At 59.8% G+C, this 14,992-nt stretch carries 15 protein-coding genes and 1 riboswitch; of the genes, 12 read left to right on the forward strand and 3 right to left on the reverse strand.

Annotated features, from left to right (window positions below; all coding sequences use genetic code 11):
• Positions 1-2: 2 nt before the first annotated feature.
• The 12 genes from dnaJ (at position 3) to radC (ending at position 9,591) form a co-directional block, all read left to right on the forward strand.
• Positions 3-1,151: a molecular chaperone DnaJ gene (gene dnaJ, locus AC2TDJ_RS01930; protein ID WP_480838697.1), complete on the forward strand. Its 1,149-nt coding sequence runs from the start codon at positions 3-5 to the stop codon at positions 1,149-1,151.
• Between the two features lie 127 nt (positions 1,152-1,278).
• Positions 1,279-1,384: riboswitch (TPP riboswitch) on the forward strand.
• A 56-nt stretch (positions 1,385-1,440) separates the two neighbouring features.
• Complete coding sequence (gene thiD / locus AC2TDJ_RS01935; protein WP_480838699.1) at positions 1,441-2,244, forward strand: bifunctional hydroxymethylpyrimidine kinase/phosphomethylpyrimidine kinase; 804 nt, start codon at positions 1,441-1,443, stop codon at positions 2,242-2,244.
• Positions 2,241-3,218 (forward strand): FAD-dependent oxidoreductase, encoded by a 978-nt coding sequence (locus AC2TDJ_RS01940; protein ID WP_480840193.1) that lies wholly within the window; start codon positions 2,241-2,243, stop codon positions 3,216-3,218. Before thiD ends, AC2TDJ_RS01940 begins: the two co-directional genes overlap by 4 nt.
• Entirely contained in the window at positions 3,202-3,396 is a 195-nt protein-coding gene (gene thiS / locus AC2TDJ_RS01945; RefSeq protein ID WP_480838701.1) for a sulfur carrier protein ThiS, read from the forward strand. The genes AC2TDJ_RS01940 and thiS overlap by 17 nt, the downstream gene beginning before the upstream one ends.
• Before the next feature lie 2 nt (positions 3,397-3,398).
• Positions 3,399-4,163 (forward strand): thiazole synthase, encoded by a 765-nt coding sequence (locus AC2TDJ_RS01950; RefSeq protein WP_480838703.1) that lies wholly within the window; start codon positions 3,399-3,401, stop codon positions 4,161-4,163.
• Entirely contained in the window at positions 4,160-4,756 is a 597-nt protein-coding gene (locus tag AC2TDJ_RS01955; RefSeq protein ID WP_480838705.1) for a thiamine phosphate synthase, read from the forward strand. The genes AC2TDJ_RS01950 and AC2TDJ_RS01955 overlap by 4 nt, the downstream gene beginning before the upstream one ends.
• Positions 4,753-5,718, forward strand: a complete 966-nt coding sequence (locus tag AC2TDJ_RS01960; protein WP_480838707.1) for a ThiF family adenylyltransferase — start codon at positions 4,753-4,755, stop codon at positions 5,716-5,718. The genes AC2TDJ_RS01955 and AC2TDJ_RS01960 overlap by 4 nt, the downstream gene beginning before the upstream one ends.
• 19 nt (positions 5,719-5,737) lie before the next feature.
• A complete protein-coding gene (locus AC2TDJ_RS01965; protein WP_480838709.1) occupies positions 5,738-6,673 on the forward strand; it encodes an ABC transporter substrate-binding protein in 936 nt (311 codons plus the stop codon).
• Positions 6,670-7,344, forward strand: a complete 675-nt coding sequence (gene tenA / locus AC2TDJ_RS01970; RefSeq protein WP_480838711.1) for a thiaminase II — start codon at positions 6,670-6,672, stop codon at positions 7,342-7,344. The genes AC2TDJ_RS01965 and tenA overlap by 4 nt, the downstream gene beginning before the upstream one ends.
• On the forward strand, positions 7,341-8,069 hold the full coding sequence (locus tag AC2TDJ_RS01975; protein WP_480838713.1) for an ABC transporter ATP-binding protein: 729 nt from the start codon (positions 7,341-7,343) through the stop codon (positions 8,067-8,069). The genes tenA and AC2TDJ_RS01975 overlap by 4 nt, the downstream gene beginning before the upstream one ends.
• Positions 8,066-8,800 carry an ABC transporter permease gene (locus AC2TDJ_RS01980; RefSeq protein ID WP_480838715.1) on the forward strand — a complete coding sequence of 245 codons (735 nt, stop codon included), beginning with the start codon at positions 8,066-8,068 and terminating at the stop codon, positions 8,798-8,800. The genes AC2TDJ_RS01975 and AC2TDJ_RS01980 overlap by 4 nt, the downstream gene beginning before the upstream one ends.
• Before the next feature lie 35 nt (positions 8,801-8,835).
• Positions 8,836-9,591, forward strand: coding sequence for a RadC family protein (gene radC, locus AC2TDJ_RS01985; RefSeq protein WP_480838717.1), 756 nt, complete (start codon positions 8,836-8,838; stop codon positions 9,589-9,591).
• A 3-nt stretch (positions 9,592-9,594) separates the two neighbouring features.
• Here radC and AC2TDJ_RS01990 read toward each other — a convergent pair whose 3' ends face one another.
• The 3 genes from AC2TDJ_RS01990 to secA all read right to left on the reverse strand — a co-directional run bounded on the left by AC2TDJ_RS01990 (position 9,595) and on the right by secA (position 14,917).
• Positions 9,595-11,151, reverse strand: a complete 1,557-nt coding sequence (locus AC2TDJ_RS01990) for a substrate-binding domain-containing protein (protein WP_480838719.1) — start codon at positions 11,149-11,151, stop codon at positions 9,595-9,597.
• 24 nt (positions 11,152-11,175) lie between these two features.
• Positions 11,176-12,099 carry a hypothetical protein gene (locus AC2TDJ_RS01995; RefSeq protein ID WP_480838721.1) on the reverse strand — a complete coding sequence of 308 codons (924 nt, stop codon included), beginning with the start codon at positions 12,097-12,099 and terminating at the stop codon, positions 11,176-11,178.
• Between the two features lie 100 nt (positions 12,100-12,199).
• Positions 12,200-14,917, reverse strand: a complete 2,718-nt coding sequence (gene secA / locus AC2TDJ_RS02000) for a preprotein translocase subunit SecA (protein ID WP_480838723.1) — start codon at positions 14,915-14,917, stop codon at positions 12,200-12,202.
• Between the last annotated feature and the right edge of the window lie 75 nt (positions 14,918-14,992).

Genomic DNA, 14,992 nt, shown 5'->3' on the forward strand with positions numbered 1-14,992 from the left:
AAATGTCAAAGCGCGACTATTACGAAGTGCTCGGCGTGTCCAAGGGCGCTTCGTCGGATGAAATAAAAAAGGGCTTTCGCAGGAAGGCCAAGGAATTGCATCCGGACCGCAACAAGGACAACCCGGATGCAGAGGCTCAGTTCAAGGAAGCGAACGAAGCCTATGACGTGCTGCGCGACGCGGACAAGAAGGCTGCCTATGACCGCTTCGGCCATGCCGCGTTCGAGAACGGCATGGGCGGAAGTGGAGGACGGCCGGGCGGCGGATTCGGTCACGGTGACTTCTCCAGCGCGTTTTCGGATGTGTTTGACGACCTGTTCGGCGACTTCATGGGCGGTCAGCGCGGCGGTGGCGGACGCCGGGCCGCGCGTGGGTCCGACCTGCGCTATAACCTGCGGGTGACACTGGAAGAGGCATATGCCGGCCTTCAAAAGACCATAAATGTTCCTACGGCTGTGGCCTGTTCCTCGTGCGAAGGAACCGGGGCTGAAGGCGGCGTGGAACCCACGGCTTGTCCAACCTGTTCGGGCATGGGTAAGGTCCGGGCGCAACAGGGCTTTTTCACCGTGGAACGCACCTGCCCAACCTGTTCGGGCCTGGGGCAGATCATCAAGAATCCGTGCAAATCCTGCAAGGGTGCAGGCCGTGTCGAGAAAGAGCGTGCGCTGTCCGTGAACATTCCCGCCGGTGTCGAAACCGGTACCCGCATTCGCCTTGCGGGCGAGGGCGAGGCCGGGATGCGCGGTGGCCCTCCGGGTGATCTGTACATCTTTGTCGAGGTGTCCGAGCACAAGCTGTTCGAACGTGACAGTGTAAACCTCTATTGCCGCGTGCCGGTCAGCATGGCCAAGGCCGCGCTGGGCGGGTCGATCGAGGTGCCGACCATTGATGGCGGCCGAGGCCGTGTTCAAATCCCGGCAGGCAGCCAGTCCGGGCGCCAAATGCGGCTGCGCGGAAAGGGCATGCCTGCCCTGCGCGGTGGTGGTGTCGGGGACATGTTCATCGAATTGGCGGTGGAAACTCCGGTCAATCTGACGAGCCGTCAGAAAGAGTTGCTTCGCGAGTTTGACGATCTGGGCGAAGATAACCATCCGGAATCCAAAAGCTTTTTCTCGTCCGTCAAGTCTTTTTGGGACGGTATGAAAGGCTGACCCAGCACTCAATTGCACAACAAAGAGCCGGTCCCGTGGACCGGCTCTTTTCATTTCATAAGTCCAGTTTTTTGTCGGCTGCGCCAAATTGGCCCTTGAATCCGGATGAGACCCCTGAAATTTTGCACGTGAACCGTTGGGGTGCCCCGCCTGGGGGCTGAGAGGCGCGAATGCGCTAACCCATCGAACCTGATCCGGGCAATACCGGCGTAGGGAACGGTCTTACAGTATGCTGACGGCATACCGACGTTTTCCATGCCCGTTGCCCAAAAGATGTTGGAGCAACGACATGGTGCCAATCGCGCTGACAATTGCAGGATCGGACAGCGGCGGAGGGGCCGGCATACAGGCCGATCTCAAGGCGATGTCTGCACTGGGCGTTTACGGCGCTAGCGTCATCACCGCCGTAACGGCTCAGAACACGCAGGCAGTGACCGCTGTGCACAGCATACCGCTGGATATGGTCGCAGATCAGATCGCGGCCGTACTGAGCGATTTGGACGTGCGCACGGTCAAGATCGGGATGCTTGCCACACCCGAAATCATCCAAACTGTGGCAGCGTCTTTGGCCAGTTTCCCGGGACCGGTCGTGATCGACCCCGTAATGGTTGCCAAATCCGGCGATGCACTGCTGGCGGACGCCGCTGTTTCAACGCTTCGGGACGTGCTGCTGTCGATGGCCACGGTTCTGACGCCCAACCTGCCAGAGGCCGCCCGCTTGCTGGACAGTCACCCAGCTGAGTCCGTCGCCGAGATGATCGATCAAGGTAAGGCGCTGTGCGGGATGGGGCCTCGGTCCGTTCTTATGAAAGGCGGGCACGGGGCGGGTGATGTTTGCCACGATCTTCTCGTCGACCAGTCGGGCTCGGTGACGGAATACCGGGCGCCGCGTCACGTCACCAAAAACACGCACGGCACGGGCTGCACTTTGTCGTCCTCCATTGCCGCAGGTCTCGCTAAGGGGCACTGCGTGACCGATGCAGTTGCGGATGCTCATGCCTATTTGCAGACGGCCATTGTGCGTGCGGACGAGTTGCAGGTGGGTCAGGGTCAGGGGCCGGTTCACCACTTTCATCAGGTATGGTCCGCGTGACGGTCTGGTCGGTTATAGGGTCCGGTGTCGCCGGTCTTGCGGTCGCATCCGAGCTGGTCTCGCGCGGCGCCAAGGTTCAGGTGTTTGACCCCGCAGGACCTCCGGCGGCGCACGGCTGTTCCTGGTGGGCCGGAGGGATGTTGGCGCCGTGGTGCGAAAACGAGACCGCCGAGGAACCCGTTCTGCGGCTGGGTCAGGCTGCAATCGGCTGGTGGGCCGCGCGCACGCAGGTTCAGCGGCGCGGCACGTTGGTTGTGGCCAATGCCCGTGACCTGCCCGATTTGCGTCGATTTGCACGCCGTACGGAAGGGTACTCCGAGATCGATCGAGAAAAACTTGCCCTGTTAGAGCCTGATTTACATGGATTCAACAAAGGTCTGTTTTTCGATGGTGAAGCGCACCTGAATCCCCGGCGGGCCCTTTTGGATGTCTATCGACGGCTCGAGACTCTGGGTGTTAGTTTTCACCGTAAACCTGCCCCGGCTCGGTTGGAGAACGCAATTGATTGCCGCGGTCTGCACGCGCGGGACACGCTGCACGATCTGCGCGGCGTAAAGGGCGAGATGCTGGTGATCCGTTGCAAGGATGTGACCTTGAACAGGCCGGTGCGACTGCTGCATCCGCGCATACCTCTTTATGTCGTACCGCGCGCGGACGGCGTCTTCATGCTGGGCGCGACGATGGTCGAAGCCGAGGACAGCAGCCGTATCACAGCCCGCTCCATGCTGGAGCTACTCAGCGCGGCCTATGCGCTCAATCCCGCTTTCGGAGAGGCCGAAGTGCTGGAAATCGGCGTCGATCTGCGCCCTGCATTCCCCGATAACCTGCCGCGCATCCGGCGGTTGGGGCGAACAATCTACGCAAACGGGCTTTATCGCCATGGCTACCTGCTTGCCCCGGCGTTGGCTCAGGGTGTGGCCGATCTGGCACTGGAAAACAATTATTCGGAGTTTGTCGATGAAGATCGTGCTTAACGGAGAACCCAGGGATGTTCAGGCCGGGACTCTTTCGGATCTGCTTACGGAATGCGGGTTCTCTGGCCGCGTGGCGACAGCTGTGAACAAGGAATTCGTGCCGTCCAGTCTGCGCATCGCTCAAAAGCTTGCCGAAGGGGATCGGGTCGAGATTGTCGCGCCGATGCAGGGGGGGTGAGGATGAAACCCTTTTATGGTGTCGAACTGCCCAACCCGTTGATGCTGGGCACCGCGCAATACCCGAGCCCGGCCATCCTTGAGCGCGCGTTTCGCGAAAGCGGGGCCGCTGTTGCGACCGTGTCCCTGCGCCGGGAATCAGGCGGAGGCCAGACTTTCTGGCGCATGATCCGCGACTTGGGTGTCCGCATTCTGCCAAACACGGCCGGGTGCCACACGGTGAAGGAAGCTGTCACCACAGCCCAAATGGCGCGTGAGGTTTTTGAAACGCCGTGGATAAAACTCGAACTGATCGGCCACTCCGACAGCCTGCAACCGGACGTGTTTCAACTGGTCGAGGCCGCACACATCCTGACCGAGGATGGGTTTCAGGTGTTTCCCTACACAACCGATGACCTGATCGTTGGCGAACGCCTGCTTGAGGCCGGATGCGAGGTTCTGATGCCCTGGGGCGCGCCAATCGGGTCGGGGCGCGGTCTGAGCAACGAATATGCACTGCGCGCGATGAGGGCGGAATTCCCCGATACACCTCTGGTCATCGACGCGGGGATCGGTCTGCCGAGTCACGCTGCCCACGCGATGGAGCTGGGATTTGACGCAGTTCTTCTGAACACAGCGGTCGCACGGGCCGGTGATCCGGTGGTTATGGCTCAGGCGATGGTCAAGGCTATTGAAGCCGGGAAACTGGCCTATCGCGCCGACCCGATCCAACAGCGCGATATGGCTGTGGCATCCACTCCGGTCATCGGGAAGGCGTTCCTGTCATGATCCTTGACCGGTTTTATCCGATCTTCGATCACGCCGACTGGCTGCGGCGGATGTTGCCCCTGGGCATCAAACTTGTGCAGTTGCGTGTAAAGGACCAGCCCGAGGACTTGGTACGCGAACAAATCGCCATTTCACGCGATCTGTGTCGCTGGCACGGCGCCGTTCTGGTGGTGAACGACCACTGGCAACTAGCCATTGATCTGGGGTGCGACTGGATCCACCTGGGGCAGGAGGATCTGGACGACGCCGACCTGAAAGCCATTCGAAAAGCGGGTCTAAATATGGGCGTTTCCACTCACGACAACGAAGAGCTTGAGCGCGCGCTTTCCTTGGATCCGGATTATGTCGCCTTGGGACCGGTCTATCCGACGATCCTGAAAAAGATGAAATGGCACGAACAAGGCTTGCCACGCGTGACGGAGTGGAAGGCGCGTATCGGCGATATCCCACTGGTCGGAATCGGCGGTATGAGTGTTGAACGCGTTGCGGATGTGCTTGCCGCCGGGGCGGACATCGTATCGGTCGTGACCGACATCACGCTAAGCCCGGAGCCAGAAGCCCGAGTGCGGCAATGGATCGAGGTAACGCGATGAGCCGTTACGCTCGTCAGTTATTGCTGCCCGAGGTGGGGGTCGCGGGACAGGCGCGACTGTCTTCCGCCTGCGTCCTGGTGGTTGGTGCAGGGGGGCTGGCCTCGTCGGTTCTGCCATTGCTAGCCGGTGCCGGTATTGGTCGGATCACGATTGTGGACAATGATACTGTCGATGCGTCGAACCTGCACCGCCAGACGTTGTTTACCGAGGCGGATTGTGGTCGCTTCAAGGCCGAAGTTGCCGCTGATCGTTGCCGTGCGCTGAATGGCGAGATCGAGGTTGTTGACCGAAATCAGGCTCTAACGAGTGGAAATGCCCGCACATTGGTCACATGGTCGGACGTGATCCTTGACTGCGCGGACAGCTATGCCGTCAGTTACATCCTCTCGGACACGTGCCTGGAACAGGACAAACCGCTGATCAGCGCGTCGGTTCTTGGGTTATCGGGTTATGCGGGCGGCTTCTGCGGCAGCGCCCCTTCGTTGCGGGCCTTGTTTCCGGACGCGCCGGACAACAATACCAGCTGCGCTTCCGCAGGTGTGCTTGGCCCCGTCGTGGCCGTGATTGGCGCGACGCAGGCACAGATGGCTTTGAACCTTATCCTTAAGGTGGAGCCATCACCACTGGGCCAGTTGATTCAATATGATGCCCTCACCCTGCGTAGTAATGGATTCCGGTTTGACAACGCACCAGAACCGGACAGTTGTTTTCGCTTCCTGTCTGCCAACCAACTGACCGAAACGGACCAGATTATCGAGTTGCGCGGCACAGACGAGGCGCCAATCCCGGCCCATCCGGATGCCAAACGGGTATCGCAGGAACACCTCAAAGAACTGGACCCTAATCAGGGCGAAAGACTGGTGCTGTGCTGCGCCACGGGTCTGCGCGCGTGGCGCGCGGCCGAACGCATTCAACCGGATTGGCCGGGCGAGATCGTCCTCGTTGCGGCTTCAACCTCGTGAACAGAAGGAAACGCGAGCAATGAGAAAACTGATCACAACCCTTGCCTTGCTGGCCGCCGTGCCGGCCTCGGCCGACGACAAGATGACCGTGCTTCTGGACTGGTTCGTCAATCCCGATCATGGTCCGATCATCATCGCGCAGGAAAACGGGTACTTCGCGGATGCAGGGTTGGAGGTGGAAATCGTCCCGCCCGCCGATCCGTCCGCGCCACCGCGCCTGGTTGCTGCGGGACAGGCTGATCTGGCGGTTTCCTACCAGCCGCAGTTGCACCTGCAAATCCACGAAGGCTTGCCATTGAAACGTGTGGGCACGCTGGTGGCCACGCCTTTGAATTGCCTGCTGGTGCTGGAAGATGGGCCGATCCAAACATTGGCGGATCTCAAGAGTAAAAAAGTAGGCTTTTCGGTTGCGGGTGTTGAAGAGGCCGTCCTGACCGCAATGCTGAACACGCATGACGTGGCGCTGGACGATATCGAGATGATCAACGTCAACTTCTCGTTGTCGCCGTCGCTGATGACCGGTCAGGTGGATGCCGTGATCGGAGCATTTCGCAATTTCGAACTGAACCAGATGGATATTGAAGGTGTTGCGGGTCGTTGTTTCTATGTCGAGGAAGAAGGCGTGCCGCCCTATGACGAACTGATCTATGTCGCCAATTCCGACAGAATGGACACGGACAAGATCGCAAGATTTCTGGCCGCGACCGAGAAAGCCACCCAATTCATGGTAAACAACCCGGAAAAAAGCTGGGAGATCTTCTCGGCCACCTCTCCGGAACTGCAGGATGAGCTGAACGCGCGCGCCTGGGTCGACACTTTGCCGCGTTTTGCGTTGCGTCCGGCGGGGTTTGATGCAGGTCGATATGCGCGGTTCGAAGAATTCCTCAAGGACAGCGGCATGATCGACAGCATCAACCCGGTCAGCGCCATTACATTAGACGTGACCGCGCAATGAGTGAATACGGCAAAGCCTTCGCGCTGATGCGCGATGCGGCGCAGGGCCCGTGGCGGGAGTATACCCGCCACGCTTTTGTCGAAGGTATGAAGGATGGCTCGTTGCCGCGCGCGGCGTTTCTGCACTATCTGCGACAAGACTATGTGTTCCTGATCCACTTTTCACGTGCCTGGGCGCTCGCTGTGGTGAAATCGGAAACGCATGAAGAGATGTTGGCTGCCTCGCGCACGGTGAACGGGCTGATCAGCGAAGAGATGAAGCTGCATATCGGTATTTGCGAGGCAGAGGGTATCGCACAGGAACAATTGTTCGCCACCCCGGAACGGGCTGAGAATCTGGCCTATACGCGATATGTGCTCGAAGCAGGCTATAGCGGTGATTTGCTGAACCTGCTGGCGGCCCTTGTCCCCTGCGTCATGGGATATGGAGAAATCGGAAAGCGTCTGTCTGCTGAATCTACGTCCGAGACCTATCGCGACTGGATCGACGCCTATGCCAGCAAAGACTATCAGGACGCGTGTCGTTCCGTGGGGCGCTTGCTGGATTCGGCTCTATCGCGGCGGATTGGGGCGGATTTCCGGACGGCGCCGCGTTGGGACCGCCTGTGCCAGACCTTTCGCACTGCAACAGAGCTCGAGGTCAATTTCTGGCAAATGGGTCTGACACCTTGACCACGGCGCCCGAACTGACGATCAGCGGCCAGGCCAAAATCGAATGCGCGCCATTGTTCGCGCCGTTGACCCTGACGATCGGCGCAGGGCAGTGGACATGCTTGCTGGGTGGTTCGGGCGTCGGGAAAACCACTGTTTTACGATTGATCGCCGGGTTGGAAACCGGTGCGCGATTCACCGGAACCATTGCCGCGAATGACCGGCAACCGATTGCGAAACGCGTCGCTTATATGGCGCAGGACGATCTGCTGCTGCCATGGGCGACTGTGGCGCAGAATATTTCGCTGGGGGCGAGACTGCGAGGCGAACCGATTGATCTTGAACGGCGCGATCTTCTGATCGGGCGGATGCGATTGCGCGACCACATGAACAAGAAACCGGCCGAGCTTTCAGGTGGTCAGCGACAGCGCGTGGCCCTGGCCCGTACTCTGATGGAAGACCGCCCGATCGTTTTGCTGGACGAACCATTCTCGGCCCTCGATGCACGTACCCGCGCGGACATGCAGGATCTGGCGGCCGAGCTCCTGCGGGGCCGCACCGTTTTGCTGGTGACGCATGATCCCGGCGAGGCCGCGCGTCTGGGCCAGACCATCGTTGTCATGACACCGGGCGGGCTGACGTCCTGTCGGTCTCCGCGCGCACCTGCGCCGCGCAAGGTTGACGACCTTGAAACGTTGGAAACACAGGGATCGCTTTTGCGACTACTGCGGGCGACTGCGGAATGAGGCACTTGTCCGGTCTTGCCGCGACGCTCTTCGCGCTCGCCATCTGGCAGGGCGTCGTCACCCTGACCGGCCTGCCCAAATTCATCCTCCCGGGACCGGGGGTTGTGGCCGAGACCTGGTGGCAGAACCGCTGGGTCGTTGCCGAACATACATGGATCACCGCGGTCGAAGTGGTGATCGGTCTGGCCTGCGGTACTGTTCTGGGCGTGATCACAGCCCTGCAGCTGGCCAGTTCGCGGGCCGCGCGAGTGCTGGTTCAACCGATGCTGGTGTTCACGCAAGCCCTTCCTGTGTTTGCTCTTGCGCCGTTGTTGACGCTTTGGCTGGGTTACGGGCTGTGGTCCAAGGTTGCGATGGCTGTCCTGATAATCTACTTCCCGATCACCTCGTCCTTCTTTGACGGGCTGATGCGAACGCCGCCGGGCTATCTGGATCTGGCACGCACGATGCAGGCCAGCCGCCGCACGGTTCTGTGGCACATCCGCATTCCCGCCGCCTTGCCTTCGCTGGCTTCGGGGATGCGGCTTGCGGCGGTATACGCGCCGATTGGGGCGGTGATCGGCGAATGGGTCGGGTCCTCACAGGGTTTGGGTTATCTGATGCTGCTGGCAAATGGTCGCGCCAAGACCGATCTGATGTTTGCCGCGATGCTGACGCTGGGTGTATTTTCCATCTTGCTGCACATGATCGTTCGGCGCGCGACGGCGGGGATGGCGGGCGAAAACCGTTAACCATTCAGAAACCGATTCTGCGTCAGGATATGGCCATGACACAGGATGCCTTTGCCGAAGCCCCCATGCTGTTTGACACGGACGAAGCTCCGGCGCAGCCGCTGCCGTCGGGTCGGTTACCCTCCTACATCAAAGACCACCGGCGGCGGCTGCGCGAACGGTTCATGGCGGGCGGTTCTGCGGCGATGCCGGATTACGAATTGCTGGAGCTTGTCCTGTTCCGCTCGATCCCGCGTCAGGATGTGAAACCGCTGGCGCGGGCATTGATGGATGCGTTCGGCGATTTCAACCGTGTTCTGACTGCGCCCGAGGAACGGTTGCGGCAGATCAAGGGCGTTGGAGACACTGTGATCACCGACCTAAAGATTCTCGAGGCCTGCGCGCATCGGATGGCGCGCGCGCGGGTGATGCAGCGGCATGTGATCTCGGGCTGGGTTGCCCTTCTGGATTATTGCCACACGACGATGGCACATCGAGAGATTGAGCAGTTCCGGGTCTTTTACCTGGACCGTAAGAACGTGCTGATTGCGGATGAGGAACAGGCCAAGGGCACAGTGGATCACGTTCCCGTCTACCCGCGCGAAGTTGCAAAACGCGCGCTTGAGCTGAACGCGTCTGCCCTGATTCTGGTGCATAACCACCCATCAGGTGATCCGACGCCGTCGCAATCGGATATCGATATGACCAACCGCATTCAGGATGCCTGCACGGCATTGGGATTGACGTTGCACGATCACCTGATCATCGGGAAATCGACCGAGCTCAGCTTCCGATCGCAGGGGTATCTCTGACGGCTATTGAACCCAGACTTCGACCCTGCGATTGGCCTTCCGACCCCATTCCGTGTCATCGCAGGCCATCGGCATGGCTTCACCAAACCCGTCGACAGCGATCTCGACCGTATCGGGAACAGAGGTTTCAATTGCCGCAAGAACTGCATTTCGCACCGTTTTCGCGCGGAGTTGGGAAATCCGCTGGTTTGCGGCGGCTGCACCATGACCATCGCTAAAGCCAACAAAGGTCAACTTGCGCGCGTCGAAGGCACCGGATTCCAGCGCCTGCGCCAGTTGCAGGATATTCGACCGCGACTGCGCGTCCGGTCTTGATGAGCCAGGTTCGAACCGGAAAGACAAGGACAGGCGCGCCATGGGCCGCAGCGTTTCGATCATGCGCTGCAACTCGTCAAGGCCAACCTCGGACCCGCCCGACGCGATGGCGTTGGCCAGACGATTCCCCTGCACGCCAAGGCCCTCGGTTTCCGGTGCCTGATCCACGAATCCGGCCTGGCGAATAACCGATTGCGCCGGAGAACTCTGGGCATAGGCCAGAAACTGGCGCGCAATCTTCGGCAACCGGCGCGCAGGCAGATACAGAAACATCGGTGATGTCAGCGGGTAATCCTCGGTCTTGATCGACTGTCGTGTCGCTGCCATTGCGTGTCCGCATCCGCCGGTCAGAGGTAATGCTCGCCCGCCGCCAATATCGGCCCGGCTGGCGATACCGATGCCGAAGGGATCGTCAGCGACATTGCGCACCAGCGCCCCGTATCGTTCGTGTCGCGTTGCGGCTTCGGCCAGGGGAACATCCGCCTGCGCCAGTAGCTGCGCCTCGATCCCCTGTGCCAACCCTGACCCGGCATTCGGCACATGCAGGGTAATCGGCGCATCCGGTCCACCCAGTTCAGACCAGTTGCTGATCTCACCCGACAGAACGCGTGCCAGATCGACCAGCGAAATCTGCCGGACAGGATTGTCCGCAGCCACAATCGGTACCATGGCGTCCAGGGCGACGACGCGCGACCGGCGCACCTGCCTCAGATCGCCATGGCCGGCTGCATGCGCTGCCTCGCTCTCTTCCTGCCGGATCTCGCGCAAAGCCATGACGATGTCGGCCTCATTTGCAATCAGTTCGGCAAAGCCCTGATCCGTGTTGCCGACACGAAACCGCAGGCGCGCCAATGGGGCTTTTCGGTCGGGCTGGTGCAACTCATACACGAATCCTGCCGGCGGTTCGTGGATCGGAGTCGCGGTCAGACCTTCCTGTCGCGCAAAGCCAACGACCAACGCGGGCAGAATGGTTTCGGCCATGACCGATGATCCTGAGAATGTGACCTCGGCCACGAAATCAATAAGGTTCGGACAGGCGAGACCATCGCATGTAACGCCCGAGCCATCGACAGTCAGCTCTCCGAATTGCGTGTCGACACGGTAGAATTCGCCATCATATCCAAGGAGATTTCCGGTGATCTCGACCTTGCCGTCATGCGAGGTCAGGGTGATATCCTGCGCCTGTGCGCTGCCTGCAAAGGCCGCGCAAAACAGCGCGGTCGCCGCCAATCGGGAAAATGTCATTCGAAAGCCGAGCCTGCCTGCCGTTTATTTGGCCGCGATTGTCAGGTCTTCCAGCAGATTATTCAACACCAGAAACTCACCGGCGCGGGAACAGTCCGGGAGTGTCAGCGACAGGTCACGCGACTTGAGTGCGGCGTCGCCGCGCAGCTCCAGCGCCTGTACGCTCAGATTGCGACCGCAATTGGCCTCGGTCACTTCGGCCTCGACGCTCAGTTCGATTGTGCCGGCATCTTCCGAGGATGTTTTGGGGAAGGAATAGACCTGCACGTTGCGGGCCGTGGCAATTTCCGCCTGACCCAGTTGAACCATTGTTCCGGCACCATCGGCGTCGGAGTTCGCCCAGACATGCCCGGTCTGCCCATAGCTTGCGCCAAACTCCAACGCATGCAGCTGAAGGTCGGTCTGGCCTTGCCATTGCAAGGCGACCCGGTCGAATTCCCTGATATCAGGGACGTGAGTGGTGGCGACCGTGCCGTTCTTGTCTTCAAGAGAAATCAGAAAAATGGCGTATTCGGATAGTGCGGGAACAGTCAGGTCAACGGCGCCGCGTGCGTCGGTTATGGCAGTAAAGGTCAGACCGCTGTGATGGATTTCGATCGCCGAGTTTTCGTGGCAGGGGGCCTTGATTTTCAGCCGCGCGTTGGCATCGGGCGCAGCGGACGCCCGCGCGCTGACCTGGCAACTCCTCCGGGCCTGCGGTTCTACGCGGGATGGTATGAAAGACGTCCTCGGAAAATCAGTGGCGGTTTTGCCCGGACTGGGGGAAGAGGTCAGCACGATAGCTTCGATCGCGCCCAGGGTCGACGCTTGCCCGGTGACATTGGCCACCTGTTCGGACCCCTGAGCAGCATTCCGCTGCGCCGCCGGGCCGTATTGCATCAAATATCCGATGGCCAGGGCGCAGGCAACGGTACCGCCCATGGTCACGTAGTTTCTTACGACAAACAAGACACCCTCCCCAGTTGAAGGAGCGAGTCGGACTTTCGTTAACAATCGCGGCTTAATTGTGGCAGACAGGCGGAGTCATTGTGTTCCAATGCAGGCCGCCTCAGGTCAGGCGGCCATGACAATGCTTGAATTTCTTTCCGGACCCGCAGGGGCATTTGTCATTGCGTGACGGGTTTCCCCAGGTCAAAGGATCGTCCTCGACAAATCCGGGCAGCGGATCGCCCGAAGCGTCGGCCTCGGCCATGGCTTCGGCGCGGTTTGTCGCCTGATCAACAGCCTGTTGTGCCTGAGCCTGCTGCGCTGCCATCTGCGCCAGCATCTCCTTCTGTTCGTCCTCTGTCAGAGGGCGCACGCGTGACAGCTGCTGCGTGACGGTCTCGCGCAGGCTGTCCAGCATGCTTTCGAACAATTGGAAACTTTCGTTCTTGTATTCGTTCAATGGGTCGCGCTGGGCGTAGCCACGAAATCCAACAACCGAACGCAGGTGTTCCAACGTCAGAAGATGCTCGCGCCATTTGCTGTCGATGGTTTGCAGCAGTACCTGTTTTTCGATGTTGCGCATGTTTTCAGGACCAAAGGCGACAGCCTTCTGGGCCATCATTTCGTCCGCTGCCTTGACCAGACGCTCTCGGATCTGTTCGTCGTCCACGCCTTCTTCGGCAGCCCAGTCCTGAACGGGAACGTCGATGGACAGCTTGTCTTTGACCGCTTCGTGCAGACCGTCCGTATCCCACTGATCGGCGTAGGATTTCGGAGGCATGTATTCGTCGATCAGATCGTCGATCACCTGTTCGCGCATGTCCGAAACGATCTCGGACAGATCGTCTGCCGACATGATCTCGCGTCGCTGGCTGAAGATTACCCGACGCTGATCGTTCATGACGTCGTCGAATTTCAGAACGTTCTTGCGCATGTCGAAGTTGCGGCCTTCGACCTTGGATTGTGCCCGTTCCAGCGACTTGTTCACCCAGGGGTGGATGATCGCTTCGCCCTCTTTCATGCCAAGCGTGGTCAGCACCTTGTCCAGTCGTTCCGAGCCGAAGATGCGCATCAGGTCGTCTTCGAGACTTAGGTAGAATACAGTGCGACCCGGGTCACCCTGACGGCCGGAACGGCCGCGCAGCTGGTTGTCGATGCGGCGGCTTTCATGGCGTTCCGAGGCCATCACATAAAGACCACCGGCCTCAAGCACTTTCTGCTTCTCCTCGGCGTGGCGGGCTTCCTCTTCGGCGCGCAGCTGAGCCGGATCGGCTTCGGGGTTTTCGGCCAGTGCCTTCAGAACCTTCATCTCGACATTGCCGCCCAGTTGAATGTCAGTGCCGCGACCTGCCATGTTGGTGGCGATGGTCACCGCGCCAAACCGGCCCGCATCGGCAACGATCTGCGCCTCTTGTTCATGTTGACGCGCGTTCAGAACGTTGTGTTGGATGCCTTCTTTGGTCAGCAACTGGCTGAGCAGTTCAGACTTCTCGATCGAGGTGGTTCCCATCAGAACCGGCTGGCCCTTGTCCTGCGCCTTCTTGGTCTCTTTGATCATCGCGCCGTATTTCTCGATGGCCGTGCGATAGACCTGATCATCCTCGTCGATACGGGCAATCGGCTTGTTGGTCGGCACCTCGACGACGCCCAGACCGTAGATTTCCTGAAATTCCTCGGCCTCGGTCAGGGCCGTGCCGGTCATGCCGCCCAGCTTGTCGTACAGGCGGAAGTAATTCTGGAAGGTCACACTGGCCAGAGTTACGTTCTCGGGCTGGATCTGCACGCCTTCCTTGGCTTCGATGGCCTGATGCAGACCTTCGGACAGGCGACGGCCGGGCATCATGCGGCCGGTGAATTCGTCGATCAGAACCACGTTGCCGTCGCGGACGATGTAATCCTTGTCGCGCTGAAACAGTTTATGCGCGCGCAGGCCCTGGTTGACGTGGTGCACAACGGTAGTGCTTTCCGGGTCATAGAGCGAATGGCCCTCGGGGATCAGACCGGCATCCAGCAACTGAGCTTCCAGAAATTCGTTTCCCTCATCCGTGAAGGTCACGTTGCGGGATTTTTCGTCCAGCGTGTAGTGATCCTCGCCCAACGAGGGGATCAGCGCATCGATGGTCGTGTACAACTCGGACCGGTCCTGCGACGGACCCGAGATGATAAGCGGTGTCCGCGCCTCGTCGATCAGGATCGAGTCGACCTCATCGACAATCGCGTAGTTGTGGTATTTCTGATAAACCTCGTTCAGATCCGCCTTCATATTGTCGCGCAGATAGTCGAATCCTAGCTCGTTATTGGTCGCATAAGTAATGTCACACGCGTAGGCGGCCTTTTTCTCGGCATCCGGCTGGCCCGACCAGATCACGCCCGTGGTCATGCCCACGGCGCTGAACACTTTGCCCATCCATTCCGCATCGCGCTTGGCCAGATATTCGTTCACGGTCACCACGTGAACGCCCTTGCCCGTCAGCGCATTCAGATAGGCGGGGAGGGTCGCGACCAGCGTCTTGCCCTCGCCCGTTTTCATTTCCGAGATGTTGCCCTGATGCAGAAAAGCGCCGCCCATCAACTGAACGTCAAAGGCGCGCAGACCCAGCGCGCGTTTGGCGCCTTCGCGGACATTGGCAAAGGCCTCAATCAGCAGGTCATCCAGGCTTTCACCGTCCAGCGCGCGTTTGCGCAGTTCGGCAGTCTTCTCAATCAGACCCTCATCCGACAGTTTTTCGAACTCTGGCTCAAGCGCGTTGATCTTGTCGATCAGGGGGCGGGTCGCCTTGATCTTGCGGTCGTTCGGTGTTCCGAACACCTTTTTGGCGAGCGTTCCGAGTCCCAGCATGTTCACTCCAGCGGATCTGTTCTTGTCTTGGTTGCGACAGGCTTGCCCACCTTGCGCGCAACCCATAGATACGGG

It is taken from the genome of Ruegeria sp. HKCCD6647-2 (genome assembly GCF_057221075.1).

Excerpts from the sequence above, each read along its gene's own strand:
- dnaJ (WP_480838697.1), top strand. The coding sequence starts at position 3 with ATGTCAAAGCGCGACTATTACGAAGTGCTCGGCGTGTCCAAGGGCGCT.
- thiD (WP_480838699.1), top strand. The coding sequence starts at position 1,441 with ATGGTGCCAATCGCGCTGACAATTGCAGGATCGGACAGCGGCGGAGGG.
- thiS (WP_480838701.1), top strand. The coding sequence starts at position 3,202 with ATGAAGATCGTGCTTAACGGAGAACCCAGGGATGTTCAGGCCGGGACT.
- AC2TDJ_RS01950 (WP_480838703.1), top strand. The coding sequence starts at position 3,399 with ATGAAACCCTTTTATGGTGTCGAACTGCCCAACCCGTTGATGCTGGGC.
- AC2TDJ_RS01955 (WP_480838705.1), top strand. The coding sequence starts at position 4,160 with ATGATCCTTGACCGGTTTTATCCGATCTTCGATCACGCCGACTGGCTG.
- AC2TDJ_RS01960 (WP_480838707.1), top strand. The coding sequence starts at position 4,753 with ATGAGCCGTTACGCTCGTCAGTTATTGCTGCCCGAGGTGGGGGTCGCG.
- AC2TDJ_RS01965 (WP_480838709.1), top strand. The coding sequence starts at position 5,738 with ATGAGAAAACTGATCACAACCCTTGCCTTGCTGGCCGCCGTGCCGGCC.
- tenA (WP_480838711.1), top strand. The coding sequence starts at position 6,670 with ATGAGTGAATACGGCAAAGCCTTCGCGCTGATGCGCGATGCGGCGCAG.
- AC2TDJ_RS01980 (WP_480838715.1), top strand. The coding sequence starts at position 8,066 with ATGAGGCACTTGTCCGGTCTTGCCGCGACGCTCTTCGCGCTCGCCATC.
- radC (WP_480838717.1), top strand. The coding sequence starts at position 8,836 with ATGACACAGGATGCCTTTGCCGAAGCCCCCATGCTGTTTGACACGGAC.
- AC2TDJ_RS01990 (WP_480838719.1), bottom strand. The coding sequence starts at position 11,151 with ATGACATTTTCCCGATTGGCGGCGACCGCGCTGTTTTGCGCGGCCTTT.
- secA (WP_480838723.1), bottom strand. The coding sequence starts at position 14,917 with ATGCTGGGACTCGGAACGCTCGCCAAAAAGGTGTTCGGAACACCGAAC.